Annotated in this window: 14 protein-coding genes; 8 read left to right on the forward strand and 6 right to left on the reverse strand. The window is 64.0% G+C overall.

What is annotated here, in order from left to right; genetic code table 11:
- On the reverse strand, positions 1–955 hold a 955-nt coding region (locus ACOZK4_RS13210; RefSeq protein ID WP_421592271.1), incomplete at its 3' end, for a polyamine ABC transporter substrate-binding protein.
- Positions 956–1159: 204 nt separating this feature from the next.
- Here ACOZK4_RS13210 and ACOZK4_RS13215 point away from each other — a divergent pair.
- The 4 genes from ACOZK4_RS13215 (at position 1160) to ACOZK4_RS13230 (ending at position 5291) form a co-directional block, all read left to right on the forward strand.
- The gene (locus ACOZK4_RS13215; protein ID WP_421592272.1) at positions 1160–2092 is read left to right on the forward strand and encodes a GntR family transcriptional regulator; all 933 of its coding nucleotides are present in this window, start codon (positions 1160–1162) and stop codon (positions 2090–2092) included.
- 6 nt (positions 2093–2098) lie between these two features.
- Positions 2099–3376 (forward strand): glycosyltransferase, encoded by a 1278-nt coding sequence (locus ACOZK4_RS13220; protein ID WP_421592273.1) that lies wholly within the window; start codon positions 2099–2101, stop codon positions 3374–3376.
- Positions 3377–3614: 238 nt separating this feature from the next.
- Entirely contained in the window at positions 3615–4847 is a 1233-nt protein-coding gene (locus ACOZK4_RS13225) for an AGE family epimerase/isomerase (RefSeq protein WP_421592274.1), read from the forward strand.
- 36 nt (positions 4848–4883) lie between these two features.
- Positions 4884–5291, forward strand: a complete 408-nt coding sequence (locus ACOZK4_RS13230; RefSeq protein WP_421592275.1) for a DUF3307 domain-containing protein — start codon at positions 4884–4886, stop codon at positions 5289–5291.
- On the opposite strand, the gene ACOZK4_RS13235 is transcribed toward ACOZK4_RS13230, so the two are convergent.
- On the reverse strand, positions 5288–6160 hold the full coding sequence (locus ACOZK4_RS13235) for a hypothetical protein (RefSeq protein WP_421592276.1): 873 nt from the start codon (positions 6158–6160) through the stop codon (positions 5288–5290). The genes ACOZK4_RS13230 and ACOZK4_RS13235 overlap by 4 nt on opposite strands.
- A gap of 266 nt (positions 6161–6426) precedes the next feature.
- On the opposite strand from ACOZK4_RS13235, the gene ACOZK4_RS13240 reads away from it, so the two are divergent.
- The 4 genes from ACOZK4_RS13240 (at position 6427) to ACOZK4_RS13255 (ending at position 11354) form a co-directional block, all read left to right on the forward strand.
- Complete coding sequence (locus ACOZK4_RS13240) at positions 6427–7476, forward strand: helix-turn-helix domain-containing protein (RefSeq protein ID WP_313523862.1); 1050 nt, start codon at positions 6427–6429, stop codon at positions 7474–7476.
- Positions 7477–7555: 79 nt separating this feature from the next.
- On the forward strand, positions 7556–8929 hold the full coding sequence (locus ACOZK4_RS13245) for a transaminase (protein WP_421592277.1): 1374 nt from the start codon (positions 7556–7558) through the stop codon (positions 8927–8929).
- A complete protein-coding gene (locus ACOZK4_RS13250) occupies positions 8926–10317 on the forward strand; it encodes a glutamine synthetase family protein (protein WP_421592278.1) in 1392 nt (463 codons plus the stop codon). The genes ACOZK4_RS13245 and ACOZK4_RS13250 overlap by 4 nt, the downstream gene beginning before the upstream one ends.
- Positions 10318–10319: 2 nt before the next feature.
- Positions 10320–11354, forward strand: coding sequence for a histone deacetylase family protein (locus ACOZK4_RS13255; RefSeq protein ID WP_421592279.1), 1035 nt, complete (start codon positions 10320–10322; stop codon positions 11352–11354).
- Positions 11355–11361: 7 nt separating this feature from the next.
- On the opposite strand, the gene ACOZK4_RS13260 is transcribed toward ACOZK4_RS13255, so the two are convergent.
- The 4 genes from ACOZK4_RS13260 to ACOZK4_RS13275 form a co-directional block, all read right to left on the reverse strand.
- The gene (locus ACOZK4_RS13260; protein WP_421592280.1) at positions 11362–12510 is read right to left on the reverse strand and encodes an alpha-hydroxy acid oxidase; all 1149 of its coding nucleotides are present in this window, start codon (positions 12508–12510) and stop codon (positions 11362–11364) included.
- A 219-nt stretch (positions 12511–12729) separates the two neighbouring features.
- Complete coding sequence (gene fba, locus ACOZK4_RS13265) at positions 12730–13773, reverse strand: class II fructose-bisphosphate aldolase (protein WP_257946551.1); 1044 nt, start codon at positions 13771–13773, stop codon at positions 12730–12732.
- A 254-nt stretch (positions 13774–14027) separates the two neighbouring features.
- Positions 14028–16733, reverse strand: a complete 2706-nt coding sequence (locus ACOZK4_RS13270; protein WP_421592281.1) for a DNA translocase FtsK — start codon at positions 16731–16733, stop codon at positions 14028–14030.
- 107 nt (positions 16734–16840) lie between these two features.
- On the reverse strand, positions 16841–17908 hold the full coding sequence (locus ACOZK4_RS13275; RefSeq protein WP_421592282.1) for an ABC transporter ATP-binding protein: 1068 nt from the start codon (positions 17906–17908) through the stop codon (positions 16841–16843).
- Positions 17909–17913 lie beyond the last annotated feature (5 nt).

The following is a 17913-nucleotide window of genomic DNA, read 5'->3' on the forward strand; positions in this document are numbered from 1 at the left end:
CCATGGTCGGATACTGCTCGGACAGCGCCTTGTCGAGGCTCTCCATCGCCGCCTTGTTCGGCACCTTGTAGAGAATGTTCTGCGCGGCCCAGGCGTGGTTCTTGGCATCGAGGATGAAGTTGATGAACTTCATCGCCGCTTCCTGCTTTTCCGAGCTTTTCATCACGACGATCGTGTCGATCCAGAGGTCGGAGCCTTCCTTCGGCACGATGAACTTGATGTCCTTTTTCTCGGTGATACCGTAATTGCACCAGCCGTCCCAGGCATGCACCAGCGAGGCCTCGCCGGAGACGAGCTTCGAGTAGAAGGTCGTGTCGTCATAGGCGAGTAGGGTCTTCTTGGCTTCGATGAGCAGGGTCTTCACCTCCTCGAGCTTGGCCGGGTCCTTCTCGTTGACCGAATACCCCTTGGCGAGCTCGCCGGCCGCCATCAGCCAGCGGTCGGTCGCCAGCATCGTCGTCTTGCCTTTGAGCGCATCGGCCGGCTGGAGCAGGTTCAGCCAGCTGTCCGGCGTGTCCTTGACGAGATCGGAACGGTAGCACAGGCCCGTCGTACCCCAGGTGTAGGGCACCGAGAAGGTGTTGCCGGGATCATAGGCGAGCGTCGTCGCCTCCGGGTAGAGATTGGCGAGGTTCGGCACGGCGGCCTTGTCGATGGGGGCTGCCAGCCCCTGCCCGTTCAGGATTTCGGCGAAGGGCGAGGACACGAAGACGACGTCGTAGCCCTTGCCGCCGCTCGCCATCAGCTTGCCCATCACCTCTTCGTTGGTGGCATGATTGACCACCTCGATCTCCAGTCCCGTCGCGGCCTTGAACTGCTCCGCGATATCGGGGGCCATGTAACCGGCCCAGTTCGAGATGACGAGATCGGCGGCAGATGCCGTACCCGCCGCAAGGCATGCGGCAGCCAGCGCCGCGGCCGCGCAGGTCGCAGTCAGTCGGTTCTTCACGGTCACGGAAGACTCCCTTGTTTTACGTTGTTCCAACCTCTTCGACGGGCGCGCCGGTTCTCCGGTCTCATTCCCTGTCGGCTGGCAGTATTATTTAGAAAAAAAATACGTCAATAGGCCAAATGCATTTTTGTGGCCCGCGTATTTCCGGACTTGCGAAAGCACCGCTCAAAGGGCAGCATGCACGGCAATGGAAGGCAGACGCGAACAATGACCCCCGAGCCGAAACGCCCCAATTTCCGCCATGTCGAATTGGCGCAAAAAATACTGGATGTCGCCGGCGAGCGCGGCATGGCACCGGGGGAACGGCTGGCGGAGCAGGCGCTGGCCTCGCTCTGCAAAGTCTCGAGAACGCCGATCCGCAAGGCTTTGCAGATACTTGCAGAGCGCGACATGGTGACCTCAGATAGCGAGGGTGGCTATCTCCTGGCGGTCGATCCGGCCGCGATTGCGCGGCTCGAAGACATCGCGGACGGTGACGGCGACAGTGAAATCTATGCCGCCATCCTGCGCGACCTCGCCGCGGGGCGCATTGCTGAAAACCAGACCGTCGCCGCCCTCCAGCGGCGCTATGACGTGTCGCGCCAGACGGTACAAAATGCATTGATGAAACTGGCAGAGGAAAACCTCGCCGAGCGCGGCGCCGGCCAGCAATGGCTGCTGAAACACTTCGCGATCAGCGGCGACGCGGCGGTGAAAAGCTACGAGTTCCGTCTCGCGACGGAGCCTTTGGCGCTGACCCTGCCGGATTTCAAGCGCGACATGCCTGCGATGACGGCGCTGCGCCAGTCCATGCTGATCCTGCGCGGCATGAACGAGACGAATTTCGACCGCAAGCTCTTCGACCGCACGGACTACGACTTCCACCTGCTGATCGCCCGCTCCTGCGGCAATCCCTTCATGGCGGAAGCACTCGCCAACCACCATCGCCGCCGCCGCGCCCGCCCGCCGGCCGGCCACGTCAATGCTTACAGGCTGATGCAGTCGAACCTCGAACATATCCAGATCCTCGAACAGATCGAGCGCGGCCAGATGGAGCTTGCCGCCGATCTGATGCGTGTGCATATACAGCTCTCCCAATCGCAGCGCCCCCGCCTCGCCGGCCGCGGCGTCCCCCCCGCCTTCAAGCTTGTCGTGCGTTAGTCCTCCATGGCGCCAACAAAGACCATCGCCCTCTTTCCGGAAGCGAGCTACGGCGCCGCCCTCAACTGCGTCGGCATCGCGCAGGAACTGCGGCGCATGGGCCATCGCCCGGTCTTCCTCTGTCATCCCGGCTTTTCCGGTGTCTTTGCCGAATACGGTTTTGCCGAGTATCAATTGACCGAGGCGGACGCCGCACCGACGGACTGGACGGACTTCATCGAGCGCCATCAGGACGCCTTCCGCCAGACGCCGCTCGACCAGCTCGAAAGCTATGTCGGCCCAACCTGGGAGGCGATCGTCGATACCGCGATGCGGGTGGAGGAGCCGCTCCGCCAGCTTCTGGCCCGGCTGAAGCCGGATGCGATCGTGCTCGACAACGTCGTGATGTTCCCGGCCATCGCCAATGCCGGCGTGCCCTGGATCCGCGTCGTCTCCTGCGCCGAGACGGAAATTCCCGACGAGGCCATCCCGCCCTATCTCTCCGGCTGCGGCGACAATGAACGCGAGGCTTGGACCATATTTGCCAGCCGCTACGAAAAAACCGTCGCCCCTGCCCACCGACGCTTTTCCGCCTTCCTGGCCGACTGCGGCCTCAAGGCTCCGGCTGCTCCGACATTCCTCGATCTCTCACCATGGCTGAACCTGCTCCTGGCGCCCGAGATCATCCGCCATGCGCGCCGCGCGCCGCTCGATCCGCAAAACGTCGTTTTCCTCGACGGCTGCGTGCGTCACGAGGCCCCCTATACGCCGCCGCGTTTCGCCAGCCACAACGATGCCCCGCTCGTGCTGACAAGCTTCGGCTCGCTCGGCGCGATGGATGTGGCGATGATGAAGCGCATGATCGCCGTCTTCGCGACACTGCCCTATCGCTTCCTCGTCAATGCCGGGCACTGGCGCGAGGACTATCGCGACGTGCCGGACAATGTCTTCATCGACAGCTGGTTTCCGCAGCCCTCGGTGGTCGAGCAGGCGAGCCTGTTCATCCATCACGGCGGCAACAATTCCTTCTGCGAGGCGCTCTATTACGGTGTGCCGTCGCTCGTCATGCCCTATTGCTGGGACGGTCACGACAATGCCGCCCGCGCCGCCGAAACCGGCGTCGGCCGGCGGCTCGACCGCTATGACTGGAGCGATGCCGACCTCACGGCCGCAATCGAAGGCCTGCTCGGCGATCAAGCCATGCACAAGCGCCTCAAGGCGAATGCGGTGAAAATGCACAAGGCCGCGGGCGTCGCCCGCGCCGCGGAGGAAATCGTCAGGGTGCTGACGGGCATCTCCCTCTGAAGGGGGATGGAACCCGGAGCCTGTAGATCAGGCCAGCCTGAGATGAGACCTGCCACTGGCGGGTTGCGACGCCATGCGTTCTGGGCCATAAAACGCTCCCCACCTGTCGAAGGCCAGCCGTCATCATGAGTGTTGCGGGCCGTGCGTGATCTCTCACGCCACGGCAAATCCCCCCGCGCTCCGGTTCGGCCCCGGCATGGGTAACGACAATGCGGACCGACAAAAAGGAGAACGCATCATGGGACACCTTGGCACGGCCTGGCGCAAACGCGACTACCATCGTCAATGGCTCTGGCGGGAAGCAAACCGCCTGTTCGATTTCTTCCAGAACCGGGCTTTCAATCCGCTCGGCGGCTTCCACGAACTCGACGCTGAAGGACGGCCGCTCAACGCCGGCAACCCGATCCGCGGTATCCATTCCACCGCACGCATGGTGCACTGCTTTGCGATCGGCAGCCTGCTCGGCCGTCCGGGCTCGGATGACATCGTCGACCATGGCATGAAATACCTCTGGGAAAAGCATCGCGACGCCGAACGCGGCGGCTACCACTGGTCGCTCGACAATTCCGGCCTGCTCGATTCGAGCAAGCAGGGTTACGGCCACGCCTTCGTGCTTTTGGCCTCCTCCAGCGCCAAGCTCGCCGGCCATCCGGACGCCGACCGCATGATCGCCGACGTTACCGACGTGCTCGAAAACCGCTTCTGGGACGCCAAGCACGGTGCCATCGCCGAAGAGTTCGAGGCGGACTGGTCGCCGGTTCCCGGCTATCGCGGCCAGAACTCCAACATGCATCTGACCGAAGCCCTGATGGCCGCCTTCGAGGCGACCGGCGAAAAAAGCTATCTCGACAAGGCGGAAAGCATCGCCGACCTCGTCATCCGCCGCCGCGCGGGCGAAAACGGTTTCCGCGTGCCCGAGCATTTCGACGAGAACTGGGTGCTCGACAAGGACTATCGCGGCAACGAGATGTTTCGCCCCTCCGGCACCACGCCCGGCCACTGGCTGGAATGGGCGCGCCTCATCCTCCAGCTCTATGCGCTGGGTGGCAAACAGCACGACTGGATGCCGGACGCCGCCAAAGCGCTTTTTGCGCAGTCCATCGCGCTCGGCTGGGACAAGGAGAAGGGCGGCTTCTTCTATACGCTCGACTGGGCCGACGAGCCCGCCAAGCGCAACAAGCTGTGGTGGCCGATGGCCGAGGGCGTCGGTGCTGCTGCCTTCCTCGCCGAACATCTGCCGAGCGATTTCCACGAGATCTGGTACCGCAAGATCTGGGATGCCATTTCCCGCCATTTCCTCGATCAGGACCGCGGCGGCTGGCATGAGGAGCTGACGGAAGATCTCGTGCCGAGCTACACCCTTTTCGCCGGCAAGGGGGACATCTATCATGCTCTGCAGGCCTGCCTGATCCCGCTCTATCCGGCGACGGGCAGCCTGACCAAGGGCATCATCGAATCCGGCGGCCGCTAGGCCGCCTCTTTCTGCCGCAAGGCAGGCGGGAGAGACATGATCGACATACCGGAGCAGATCTCTACCGCCTGGATCGCCGCCGCATCGGTGGCGTTCCTGATCAAGCACTTCCTGGCGGATTTTCTGCTGCAGACCGACTGGATGGCGGCGGGCAAGGACCGGCCGAAAGGCTGGCTCCTGCCGCTTGCCGCCCATGCCGGCGTGCATGGTGTTATGACGGCGGCGCTCTTTCTCGCCATCGCGCCGCCGCTGGCCTGGCTCGGCCTCGCCGACATGCTGATCCACGGCGCCATCGACCGCTTGAAGAGCCTTTCAACCCACAGAAAGGCGCTGACACCGCGCCAGACAGCCTTTTGGTGGCTGTTCGGCCTTGACCAGAGCCTGCATCACCTTACGCATATCGGCCTTGCGATCGTGCTCGCAGCGGCCGGGTCCGCCGCTTAAGCCAGCGCTTCGCGCAGCAGAAGATCGGTCAGCGCAAACTGATCGGCAAACCAGCGATCGGCGGCATGCCACATCAGCGGCGTCAGCTTGATATCGTGGCCGCCGCGCGCATCCGTCTCGACAAGCCCGGCATCGCGCGCCGCCTCGACGATCCGGCGCACATGGGTGCGTGACACGCCGGTCTGCGTTGCCAGCCGCTGATAGCCTGTCGTCACGACCGCGCCGTCATTCTCCTGCGCGCCGCGCAGAAGCAGCAGCATGATCATGTAGCCGCAGTCATGCGCGAAAAACGGCGCCAGCGGCAGATGGCGCCGGATGAGGCGGCTGATGTCGGGCAGATGCCCGAGTGTCGCCCGGCGGATGCCCTTGTGCAGCGCCGCATCGGGCGATCCCTTCCGCCCTTCGGTGGGCGACAGGCCGAACGACGACAACGCATCCAGCAGAAGACCGAGCACCCTGGCATCGCGCGCAAGAAGCGCGTTGCTCGGCACGAGCAGGCGGACGCGCCGGTCGGACGCATGGGGCTGCTGGGAGAGAAAACCGTATTTGCGCAGGCACGAGACCTGCGCCTCGACACGGTTGCGGCTGGCGATGCCGAGGTCCGTCACCTCCCGCTGAAGCCGGCCGAGCGTCAGCCAGGTGGAGGACTGCGTGATGTCCTGCCCAGCATGCAGCGCGAGCACCGCGAGGTAACACAGAAACCGCCCCTCCTCGAGGACAAGGCGGTTGAAGAGATGGTTTCCATCATAAAGCGCCAGCTTGCCGGCAATCAGCCTGTCGCGCGCCTCGGCAAAGCCCGGAGCGCTCAAGAACTGGTACGGCGGCACGCGAAACGCGACCGAGCAATCGTCGAATGTGACCTGATCCATGCCTGCCCCCCTATGCGAACCGGCGCGATGTTCCATTTCGGCGCGCCCGCGGGCCTGAATAGACCCATTATTTTCCATGGGGTTCGAGTGGGCGCGAACTGTCAATCATGGCAATTGTCTGACAACGCGATATGAGACGTAGCGACAAAAGAATGATACGCAATGCCAAACCGCTCAAATTTCAACGCCTTGCGAATTTCCGGGAACCTTCGCCCGCCGCACCGACTTGAAAGGTGTATGCCCGCAGCCAACAATCGTGAGACGCAATGAGTCCTGCCGACAAGCTGCCGTCCAACTCCGTGACCGCACAGGCCGGTCCTGACCTGCGCCGCGCAAGCCAGCTCTTTGCCGAAACCCTCGACCCTGTGTTCCGCACGACCTTGCTGACACCGGAACGGCCGGACGATTTCCATGCCGACCTTTCCACCTATTTCATGGGACCGGCGCTGTTCTTCGTCGCCGACATGGCGGGCACGACCTACACGTTCTCGCGCGACATGCGCCGGATCGCCCGCACCGGGCTCGATCTGATTTTCGTGCAGGTGACGCTCGAAGGCAGCGACCTGCGCACCGTCAACGGCGAGACGATCCTGGTCGAGGCCGGCGACATCTCCCTCTTCGACCTGTCGCGTCCCATGCAATCGGAGACACAGCACTGCCGCAACCTCACGCTCGTCTTGCCGCGCCACATGCTGTTCAGCAAGGACGTGCAGAATGATGCACTGCACGGTCTCGTACTGAAGCGCTCGACCAGCACGGCCCGGCTCATCGGCAGCCACCTGCGTGCGCTCTTCGACGATCTCTCCGATATCACCCAGGCCGAAGCGCCGGCGATCGTCACCGCGACGGCAAACCTCGTCACCAACCTGATCGGGCCACAGGTCAGCAATCGCAGCCAGCCCGCCCCTACCGTGCGCGGCGCCGTGATCATGGAGGTCCGCCGCTACATCGAGCAGAACATCGCCCAGCAGGACCTTGGTCCCGATCATCTGTGCAAGATGTTCGGTCTGTCGCGCGCCACGCTCTACCGGCTTTTCGAGCCGGTCGGCGGCGTGACCGACTATATCCGCACACGCCGTCTGCGCGCCGCCTTCGACCTGTTGACGAATGACGGCAAGCGTACCGTGGGCGAAGTTGCCTATGCCTGTGGTTTCCCTGATATTTCCGCCTTTTCCCGCGCATTCCGCCACCAGTTCGGCATGAGCCCGAGCGAAGTGCGCGACATGGGCGACCGCGGCCCGCTCGCGCTGACCGCCGCCCAACGGCAGACCGCCGCCTCCGTGCATGACTGGCTGCGTATCGTCGGATCCTTATAGCCATCTTGCCGTTTGACAGCTGACATCACATCAAACAATATGTGATCACATTTATCGAATGAACCAGCTGGAGATCGGGATGGAGAGGGCGAACCTGGAGGCGCGCGCCCGCGCGCTTGTCGAGGCGGAAGCTGAAGTTTTTCGCGCGAAGCGGCCGCGCTGTGAGGCGGCGCATGACGAGGCGACATCGGGCTTCTTCGACGGCGTGCCGCAGCATTGGATGCTCGACTGGCCCACCCCCTTCCCGCTCGTCGTCGATCAGGCAAGCGGCGTCGAGCTCGTCGATCTCGACGGCAACCGTATCGTCGATGTCTGCCTTGGCGATACCGGCGCGATGTTCGGCCACGGTCCTGCGCCGGTCCTAGAGGCTTTGAAGAACGCCGGCACACGCGGCCTGACCACCATGCTGCCCTCCTCGGATGCCCAGATCGTCGGCCGCCTGCTGGTCGAGCGCTTCGGCCTGCCGCGCTGGCAGCTCGGCGCAACGGCAAGCGATGCCAACCGCTTTGCCATCCGCGTCGCCCGCGCCGTCACCGGTCGCGCCAAGCTGCTGGTCTTCGACGGCTGCTACCACGGCGCCGTGGACGACACGCTGGTCGATCTCGTCGACGGCAAGACCATTTCGCGCCGCAACCTGCTTGGCCAGGTGCGCGATCTCGGCGAACTCACCGTCTCCCTTCCCTTCAATGACGAAGCCGCGCTGGAAAAGGCGCTTGCCGCACACGACATCGCCTGCGTGCTTGCCGAACCGGTCATGACCAATTGCGGCATGATCCCGCCCGCCCCCGGCTTCCACGATGCGCTGCGACGCCTCACCCGCGCCGCCGGCACGCTGCTCCTGATCGACGAGACGCACACGATCTCCACCGGCCTTGGCGGCTATTCGATGGTACATGGGCTGGAGCCCGACCTCGTCGTGATGGGCAAACCGATCGGCGGCGGCGTTCCCGTCAGCGTCTGGGGCATGACCCAGGCGATTTCCGACAAGCTGCATGTCATCCGCCGCGAGCATAGCGGCCACGGCCATTCCGGCATCGGCACGACGCTGTCAGGCAGCGCGCTGCAGCTCGCCTGCCTGCGCGCCTGCCTCGAACATGTCATGACCGAGGATGCCTATCGCAGGATGCAGGCGAATGCCGATCGCATTGAGGCGGGCTTCAAGGCCGCGATTGCCGCCGCCGGCCTCGACTGGACCGTCTCGCGCGTCGGCGCGCGGCTGGAGGTCGTCTTCTCGCCCGTGCCGGTGACAAATGCAGCTGAAGCGCGTGCCGCAGCCTCCGATGTCATCGAGGCTGCCCTACACCTTTCCATGCTCAATCTCGGCTATCTGCTGACGCCGTTCCACAACATGGTGCTCGTCAGCCCCGCCCTTTCGGAAAAGCAAGCCGACGGGCTCGTCGCTGCCTTCGCCACCGTCATCGGACGCCTGGCGGAACGGAGGGCTGCCGCGTGAGCCGTGACCTCGCTAGCCGCCCGCCCGAGGCCGCCGACATTGCCGAAGCCGAAGCCTTCCTTGCCGCGCATCCAGAGATCACGTCTTTCGATCTCGTGCTGATCGATCTCAACGGCATCGCACGTGGAAAGATCATCCGGCGGCATGAACTGCTGCCGATCTTCCGCTCCGGCCGCCATCTGCCCGGCTCCATTCTCGGCCTCGACGTAACAGGCGAGGATGTCGAGGAAACCGGCCTCGTCTGGGCGGACGGCGATGCCGACCGCCGCGCCTGGCCGATACCGGGTTCGCTGGTTCCCCTGCCCTGGACGTCGCCATCGCGCGGCGAAGTCCGCCTCGCGCTCTTCGAGCTGGATGGTACGCCGATGGCGGTCGATCCGCGCCATGCGCTGGCACGCCAGGTGCAACTGCTGGAAGCCGAGGGTTTCCACCCGGTCCTCGCCTATGAGCTGGAATTCTACCTGCTCGACCGCGAACGCGCCGCCGATGGCAGCTTCCAGCCGCTCCGCCTGCCGCTCTCGGGCGAGCGGCCGGATGGCATCCAGGTCTATGGCGTCACCGAACTCGACCGGCTGGAACCCTTCATCGACGCGGTCTATCGCGGCGCGGAAGCGCAGGGCCTGCCCGTCGAAACGATGATCTCGGAATATGCCCAGGGCCAGTTCGAACTGACCTTGCGCCATGGCAGTGCGCTGCGCGCCGCTGACGATCTCGCCATGCTGAAGCGTCTTATCCGGGCGCTTGCAGTGCGCCACGGAATGATGGCCTGCTTCATGGCAAAGCCCTTTGCCGGCCGCGCCGGCTCCGGCATGCATGTCCATGCAAGCCTTGCCGATGCAAGCGGCAGCAACCTCTTCGCCGATCCCGCCGAGGCGGCGCTGTCGCCGCTGCTGAAACACGCCGTCGCCGGCCTGCTCGAAACGATGCACGAATCCATGCTCGTCTTCGCACCCCATTTCAATTCCTGGCGCCGCTTCTCCGCGCAGAGCTACGCGCCGACCACGCCGACCTGGGGTACCAACAACCGCAGCGTCGCCGTGCGCGTCCCCGCTGGCTCGCCCGCCGGCCGCCATCTCGAACAACGCGCCGCCGGTATCGATTCCAACCCCTATCTCGTCGGCGCGACAGTGCTTTCAGGCATGCGCAAGGGCCTGCTCGCCAAGGCCGATCCCGGCCCGGAAACCACCGCCTATGCCGAAGCGACGGGCGACGAACTGCCGCCGGACTGGCGCGGCGCCATCGAAACGGCGACACGCTCCACCTTCCTGAAGGACGCGCTCGGCGAACGCCTGCACCACGTCTATCTTGCCCTCAAGCGCGCCGAATACCGCCGCTTCGCCAGCGAGGTGACGGCGCTGGAGCGCACGCTCTATGGCGAGATCGTCTGACCATGAAAACCTTCTACACCGCCGATCATCACCTGCACCACAGCGGCATGGAGCTCTCCTTCGGCCGCATCGTCGAAACCTTCGAAAAGCCGGTGCGCGCCGAAATCGTGCTGAAGCGCGTGCAGGACACCGGCCTCGGCCCAGTCCTGGAGCCGGCACCTTATGACCGGGCCGCCATCGAGCGTATCCACACGCCTGACTATCTGGACTTCCTGGAAAACGTCTTCGCCGAATGGCAGGCGGCCGGACGCGATGGCGAGGTCTGGCCCTATAGCTGGCGCCACCGCTCCATGCCGATGATCGATGCCCCGCCCACAGGCCTCGACGCGCGCTTGTCCTACTATTCCTTCGACATGGCGGGCTCGATCACGCAGACGACCTGGCAAGCCGCCAGGCGCGCCGCAGACACGGCCCTTGCCGGCGCAGATGCCGTGCTTTCCGGCGAACGCGCCGCCTTCTCGCTCTGCCGTCCGCCGGGCCATCACGCGGGCCGCGATTTCTTCGGCGGCTATTGCTACCTTAACAATGTCGCCATCGCCGCCCAGCGCTTCCTCGACAACGGCCACGCCCGCGTCGCGATCTTCGACGTCGACTACCACCACGGCAACGGCACGCAGGAAATCTTCTACGACCGCGACGACGTGCTTCTGGCGAGCCTGCACGGCGACCCGGATTTCGAATTTCCCTTCCATCTCGGCTATGCCCGCGAACGCGGAACCGGAAAGGGCGAAGGCTATAACCTCAACTACCCCCTACCATCAGGCACGCCCTGGAGCGAATGGCAGGCCGCCTTCGAGGACGCGCACGAAAAGATTCGCACCTACGCCCCGACCGCCCTCATCATCTCGCTCGGCGTCGATACGTTCAAGGACGACCCGATCTCCCAGTTCAAACTGGAGAGTGAGCACTTCCTGACGATCGGCCGCCGCATCGCCGATTTCGGCCTGCCGACGCTCTTCGTGATGGAAGGCGGCTACGCCGTCGACGCACTGGGCGTCAACGCGGTGAATGTGCTGCAGGGGTTTGAGGGCGCCTGAGGCGCTCTCAAACATCCTTCAGCAGGTTGTTGCGCGAGAGGTTCTTCACGTCGCGCTCGCCGCAGAGCGCCATCGTGATGTCGAGTTCCTTGCGGATGATCTCCAGCGTGCGGCGCACGCCCGCCTTGCCGCCGGCGCCGAGGCCGTAGAGGAAGGGACGGCCGATATAGGTGCCCTTGGCGCCGTAGCACAGTGCCTTCAGCACGTCCTGGCCGGAGCGGATGCCACCATCGAGATGGACTTCCATCTGGTCGCCGACGGCATCGACGATGCGCGGCAGCATGCTGATCGAGGAGGCGGCACCGTCAAGCTGGCGGCCGCCGTGGTTGGAGACGATGATCGCGTCCGCACCGCTGCCGAGCGACATGCGCGCATCTTCCTCGTCGAGGATGCCCTTGAGGATCAGCTTGCCGCCCCAGCGCTCACGGATCCACTCGATATCCTTCCAGGAGAGCTGCGGATCGAACTGTTCCGAGGTCCAGGAGGAGAGCGATGAAAGGTCGCCGACCCCCTTGGCGTGGCCGACGATGTTGCCGAAGGTGCGGCGCTTGGTGCCGAGCATGTCGAGGCACCAGAAAGGCCGCGTCGCCATCTGCCAGAGATGTTTCGGCGTGAAGCGCGGCGGAGCGGACAAGCCGTTGCGCAGGTCCTTGTGGCGCTGGCCGAGGATTTGCAGGTCGAGCGTCAGCACCAGAGCGGAGCAGCCGGCAGCCTTGGCGCGATCGATGAGGTTCAGCACGAAATCCCGGTCCTGCATCACATAGAGCTGGAACCAGAACGGCTTTGATGTAACCGAGCGTACATCCTCAATCGAGCAGATGCTCATCGTCGAGAGCGTGAAGGGCACGCCGAACTCCTCGGCCGCCTGGGCGGCCAGCATTTCACCATCGGCATGCTGCATGCCGGTGAAGCCGGTCGGGGCAATGGCGACGGGCATGGAGACGTTCTCGCCGATCATCTCGCTGGCGAGCGACCGGTTGGTCATGTCGACGAGCACGCGCTGACGCAGCTTGATCTTGTGGAAGTCCTCTTCGTTGGCGCGGTAGGTCCCCTCGGTCCAGGCACCCGAATCCGCGTATTCGAAGAACATCTTTGGCACACGACGACGTGCCTGTTCCTTGAGGTCTGCGATCGTCAGGGCCTGCTCTACGCTCATCTCGTCCTCACACGTCGGGCCGCGGCCACGACATTCCGTCCATCGGGATGGTCAATCTTTAAGAGCAGGATGGAGACGCGGCAAGGGCTCGCGGGCACAATCGAATGTAAATGAACTATTTATCAATAAAATACTCCACTCGGAGCGAAACGTACCATATGGAAACAAAAACGCCCTCCCGACGGAGCCGGAAGGGCGCTGAACGATCCCGCGACGCGCTTACTTCGTGGCGTAGAACTTCGCCATGTCGGGCAGACGCTTGGTGCGGATGCTGGAAGCCTTTCCGGCGGTGCGGAAGGCCTCGAAACGTTCGCGGCAGACTTCCTGCATGCGGGCGGTCGCCGGCTTCAGGTAGGTGCGCGGGTCGAAATTGTCCGGCTTCTCCTTGAAGTTCTTGCGGATGGTACCGGTCATGGCGAGACGCAGGTCGGTATCGATATTGACCTTGCGCACGCCGAGCGGGATCGCCTTCTGGATTTCGGCGACCGGAACGCCCCAGGTCTGCTTCATCTCGCCGCCATAGGCGGTGAAGAGATCCTGCAGGTCCTGCGGAACCGACGAGGAGCCGTGCATGACGAGATGCGTGTTCGGCAGCTTCTTGTTGATCTTGGCGATCGTCTCGATCGACAGGATGTCGCCATCGGGCGCGCGGGTGAACTTGTAGGCGCCGTGGCTGGTGCCGATGGCGACGGCAAGTGCATCGACCCCGGTCTTGGAGACGAAGTCGAGCGCCTGGTCCGGGTCGGTCAGCAGTTCGTCGCGCGTCAGCTTGCCTTCGAAGCCGTGGCCGTCTTCCTTTTCGCCGGCGCCCGTTTCCAGGTTGCCGAGACAGCCAAGCTCACCTTCGACCGAAACGCCGGCCGCATGCGCGATCTTCACGACCTCGGCCGTGACATCGACATTGTATTCGTAGCTGGCGATCGACTTGCCGTCGGCGAGCAGCGAGCCGTCCATCATGACGGAGGTGAAGCCATTGGTGATTGCCGAAATGCAGGTCGACGGCTGGTCGCCGTGGTCGAGATGGAGGCAGACCGGGATATGCGGATATTCTTCGGCCGCACCCAGGATGAGGTGACGCAGGAACGCATCGCCCGCATAGGAGCGCGCACCGCGGCTTGCCTGCAGGATCACCGGGGAGTCCGTCGCATCCGCAGCGCGCATGACCGCCTGGACATATTCCAGGTTGTTTACGTTGAATGCCGGCAGTGCGTAATCGTTTTCCGCTGCGTGGTCGAGCAATTGCCGCATGGTGATCAATGCCATTCCTGTCCTCCTTTAGGATGCTGATTTCACGGGTGGCGGCACTATTCACAGAACGCTCCGCCATATGCAACAGGCCTGAAAGACCGGATTGTAAGCCAAATCGATTAAATGGAGCAGCGGAAATAAATTTCTCGTGGACAGGGTAAAAATCCGGCCCGCTCGCGCAGGCCGGATTTCAAAAATACATTCCGATTCAGATAAATAGGACAAATCTCCTCGCCGGCCGCAAAACCATCAACGGCCGGACGAAAGACTTATTCCGCGTCGTCAGCTTCCGGCGGCGGGAAGCTGCCCCGCTCGCCCGAGATGATCTCGCGCTTGCCGACATGATTGGCCGGGCCGACAAGCCCTTCCTTCTCCATGCGCTCGACCAGGGACGCGGCCCGGTTGTAACCGACGGCAAGGCGGCGCTGGATATAGGACGTCGAGCACTTGCGGTCGCGCAGCACGACCTTGACGGCCTTCTCGTAGAGATCGTCGCCGTCTTCGGCGGCGATATCGCCCTTATCGAAGACGGCACCGCCGGCCGCCGGCTTCTCGTCTTCCTCTTCCTCCTCGTCGGCCGTCACCGTCTCCAGATATTCCGGACGGCCCTGGGCTTTGAGATGCAGCACGACCTTTTCGACTTCCTCGTCGGAAACGAAGGGACCATGGACGCGGGAGATGCGCCCGCCGCCGGCCATGTGCAGCATGTCGCCCTGGCCGAGCAGCTGTTCTGCACCCTGTTCGCCGAGGATGGTGCGGCTGTCGATCTTCGACGTGACCTGGAAAGAGATGCGCGTCGGGAAGTTCGCCTTGATCGTGCCGGTGATGACGTCGACCGAAGGGCGCTGTGTCGCCATGATCAGGTGGATACCGGCAGCACGGGCCATCTGGGCGAGACGCTGGATCGCGCCTTCGATCTCCTTGCCGGCGACCATCATCAGGTCGGCCATCTCGTCGACGATGACGACGATGTAAGGCATCGGCTCGAGCGAGAGTTCCTGCTCCTCGTTGATCGCCTCGCCGGTTCCCTTGTCGAAACCGGTCTGCACGCTGATCGAGATCGTCTCGCCCTTGTCGCGGGCGGCCGCAACACGGCTGTTGTAGCCGTCGATATTGCGCACGCCGAGGCGCGACATCTTCCGGTAGCGGTCCTCCATCTCGCGCACCGCCCATTTCAGCGCCATGACGGCCTTCTTCGGGTCGGTGACGACGGGGGTCAGAAGGTGCGGGATGCCGTCATAGATCGACAGCTCCAGCATCTTGGGATCGACCATGATCAGGCGGCACTCTTCCGGGCGGAAGCGGTAGAGCAGCGAGAGGATCATCGTGTTGATGGCGACGGACTTGCCCGAGCCGGTGGTGCCGGCGACGAGCAGGTGCGGCATCTTGGCGAGTTCCGCGATGACGGGTTCGCCACCGATGGTCTTGCCCAGGCACAGCGGCAGCTTGAAGCCGGTGCGGGCGAAATCCTGGCTCTCGATCATCTCGCGGAAATAGACCGTCTCGCGCGTCTGGTTCGGCAGTTCGATGCCGATGACGTTGCGGCCGGGTACGACCGCCACGCGGGCCGACAGGGCCGACATCGAGCGGGCGATATCGTCGGCAAGGCCGATGACGCGCGAGGATTTGACGCCCGGCGCCGGCTCGAATTCATAGAGCGTGACGACCGGACCCGGACGGACATGGATGATCTCGCCGCGGACGCCGAAATCCTCAAGCACGCTTTCGAGAAGGCCGGCATTCTGTTCCAGCTGCTCCTGCGTCAGCACGAAACCGACGGTGCGCGGCGGTTCCTGCAGGAGGTCGCGCGGCGGATATTCGTAGGTGTCGCCGGCCGGCGTCGCCATGGTGACCTGGAACGGCTTGGCGCGGGAGAGCACCGAGGACGGCATTTCGCGCGCGGGCTCGGCAATCGTAACCTGGGAAACGGCGGCGGCAGGCGCCGGCTTGAATTCGAAAACCGGCAGGACGACTTCGGCGACCGGTTCGACGACGGGCGTCGGGACAGTTGCGACCGGCTCGACCTTCGCCTCCGGCACAATGACGGCAGGCTCGGCGATGATGGTGCGGGCCGTTGCCGGACGGCATTCGACGACGCGGAAGAGCGATGCGATGGAGGACGGCTCTGCGCGCGTCTCGGCGACCGGCATCGGCGCGGGCGGGATGACAACGGGAGCCGGCGTTGGCAGCGGCATGCGCACGACGGTGGCGACCACGGCCGGCTTTACCCGGACCTCGACTGCATCCTCGTCGGGAACAAACGTTTCCCAGAAGGCATGATCCGAGAGATGGGCAAAGCGGGCGATGGCGGCGCGGACATCCGCCTTCACGGCGGGCTTTGCCGCGGTAATGGCAGGCGCGGCCATGCGCGGGACAATGGGCGCACTCGGCTTGAACACCACAGCGGCATCGGCCGGCGTGCCGACCGTGCCGGCGTCAACCACGGCCTGGACGAGCGGCGGGGCGGGCTCGGTCGGAACAGGGGCGGCGGCAGCGGCCTCCGCCTGCTGCTCTTCGAAGCGGCGGCGGCGATCCTCAAGGGCCTCGCGCAGGCGCTGGAGCAACTCGGCCTGGCTGAGCTGCGGCGTCAGGATGGGCTGGGCGGCCTGAACCGGTTGCTCGACCGTTTCGGCGGCCGGCTGAACCTGCTGGGCCTCTTCGGCAGCGGCTTCCTCGATCTTCGCCGCGACCTTGTCGGGCGTGCGGGTAAAACGCACGTTCGGGGCCATGTAGAAATGGCTCTCCCAGCTGCCATCGGAAAACTGGCCGGGATCGTAGCTGCGCAGCGCCGGCGAGCGGAACCGCGGATGATAGGCTTCATCGTTCGCCACCGGCTCATTTGCGGCGTGCCAATCCTCGATTTCCGGCGCAATCTCCGGCAAGGCGTTGTTTTCATAGGAAGAGTACGCCGATTGCTCGTCGTTCTGCTCTTCGGATTCGAGGACGGGATAGAAGTTTGTTCTGGAAATACGCATGAACCTGCACACTCGACGATCATTGCCGATAGGGATGCGTAGATGGTTAGGAAATGAAGGTTAACAATGTCTTTGGAACGGACGGAAATCGTGTTGCCGATCCCGTTTCATTCCACCCGTCTGCCCTCGCTGTCGAAGAGATGAAGCCTGTCCTGCGGCAGGTCGACGCGCACGACAGGGCCGGGATTCAGCATCCGTCTGTCCTGCGAAAAAATTTTCATCGGAATGCCTTGGATCGTCACATGCATGATGATGCCGAAGCCCGTCGGCTCGATGAGGTCGACCCCGGCCTCCAGCGCACCGTTGTCGGCGAGAATCACATGTTCAGGACGGATGCCGAGCGTCGCCGCAGACCCTGATTCGAAACCCTCGCGCTTGCGGATGGGAAGCGTCGTGCCGTTCGGGAGTCTCAGATCGGCATGGTCGCCCGAGACGAGATAGCGCCCCTCGAAGAAGTTCATGCCGGGGGAACCGATGAAGCCCGCGACGAAAAGGTTCGCCGGACGGTCGTAGAGGTCGAGCGGCGAGCCGACCTGCTGGACGATGCCGCCATGCATGGCGACGATCCGGTCCGCCAGCGTCATCGCTTCGATCTGGTCGTGCGTGACATAGATGGAGGTCGCGCGAAGATCGCCGTGCAGCTTCTTGATTTCGGCGCGCATCTGCTCGCGCAGGCGGGCATCAAGGTTCGACAGCGGCTCGTCGAACAGGAAGGCCTTGGGCTGGCGCACGATGGCGCGGCCCATGGCGACACGCTGGCGCTGGCCGCCCGAGAGCGCCTTGGGGCGTCGCTCAAGCAGCGGTTCGAGGCCAAGCTTAGCAGCAGCCCCGCCAACGGCGCTGGCGATCTTCTCCTTGGTCGAGCGGCGCAGGCGCAGGCTGTAGCTCATATTGTCGGCGACGCTCATATGCGGATAGAGCGCGTAGGACTGGAACACCATGGCGATGTCACGGTCCTTCGGCGCGAGATCGTTGACGCGTTTTCCGTCGATGCGGATATCGCCGGACGTGACGTCCTCCAACCCTGCGATCATGCGCAGCAGGGTGGACTTGCCGCAGCCGGAAGGGCCGACCAGCACGATAAACTCGCCGTCGCGGATGGTGAGATCGACGCCGTGCAGGACGGGGAAGGCGCCGAAGCTTTTGCGGATGCCTTGGATATCGATGGAAGCCATGGGAA

Origin of the sequence: Shinella sp. M27, assembly GCF_049199905.1 — a bacterium.
Taxonomy (GTDB): Bacteria; Pseudomonadota; Alphaproteobacteria; order Rhizobiales; family Rhizobiaceae; genus Shinella.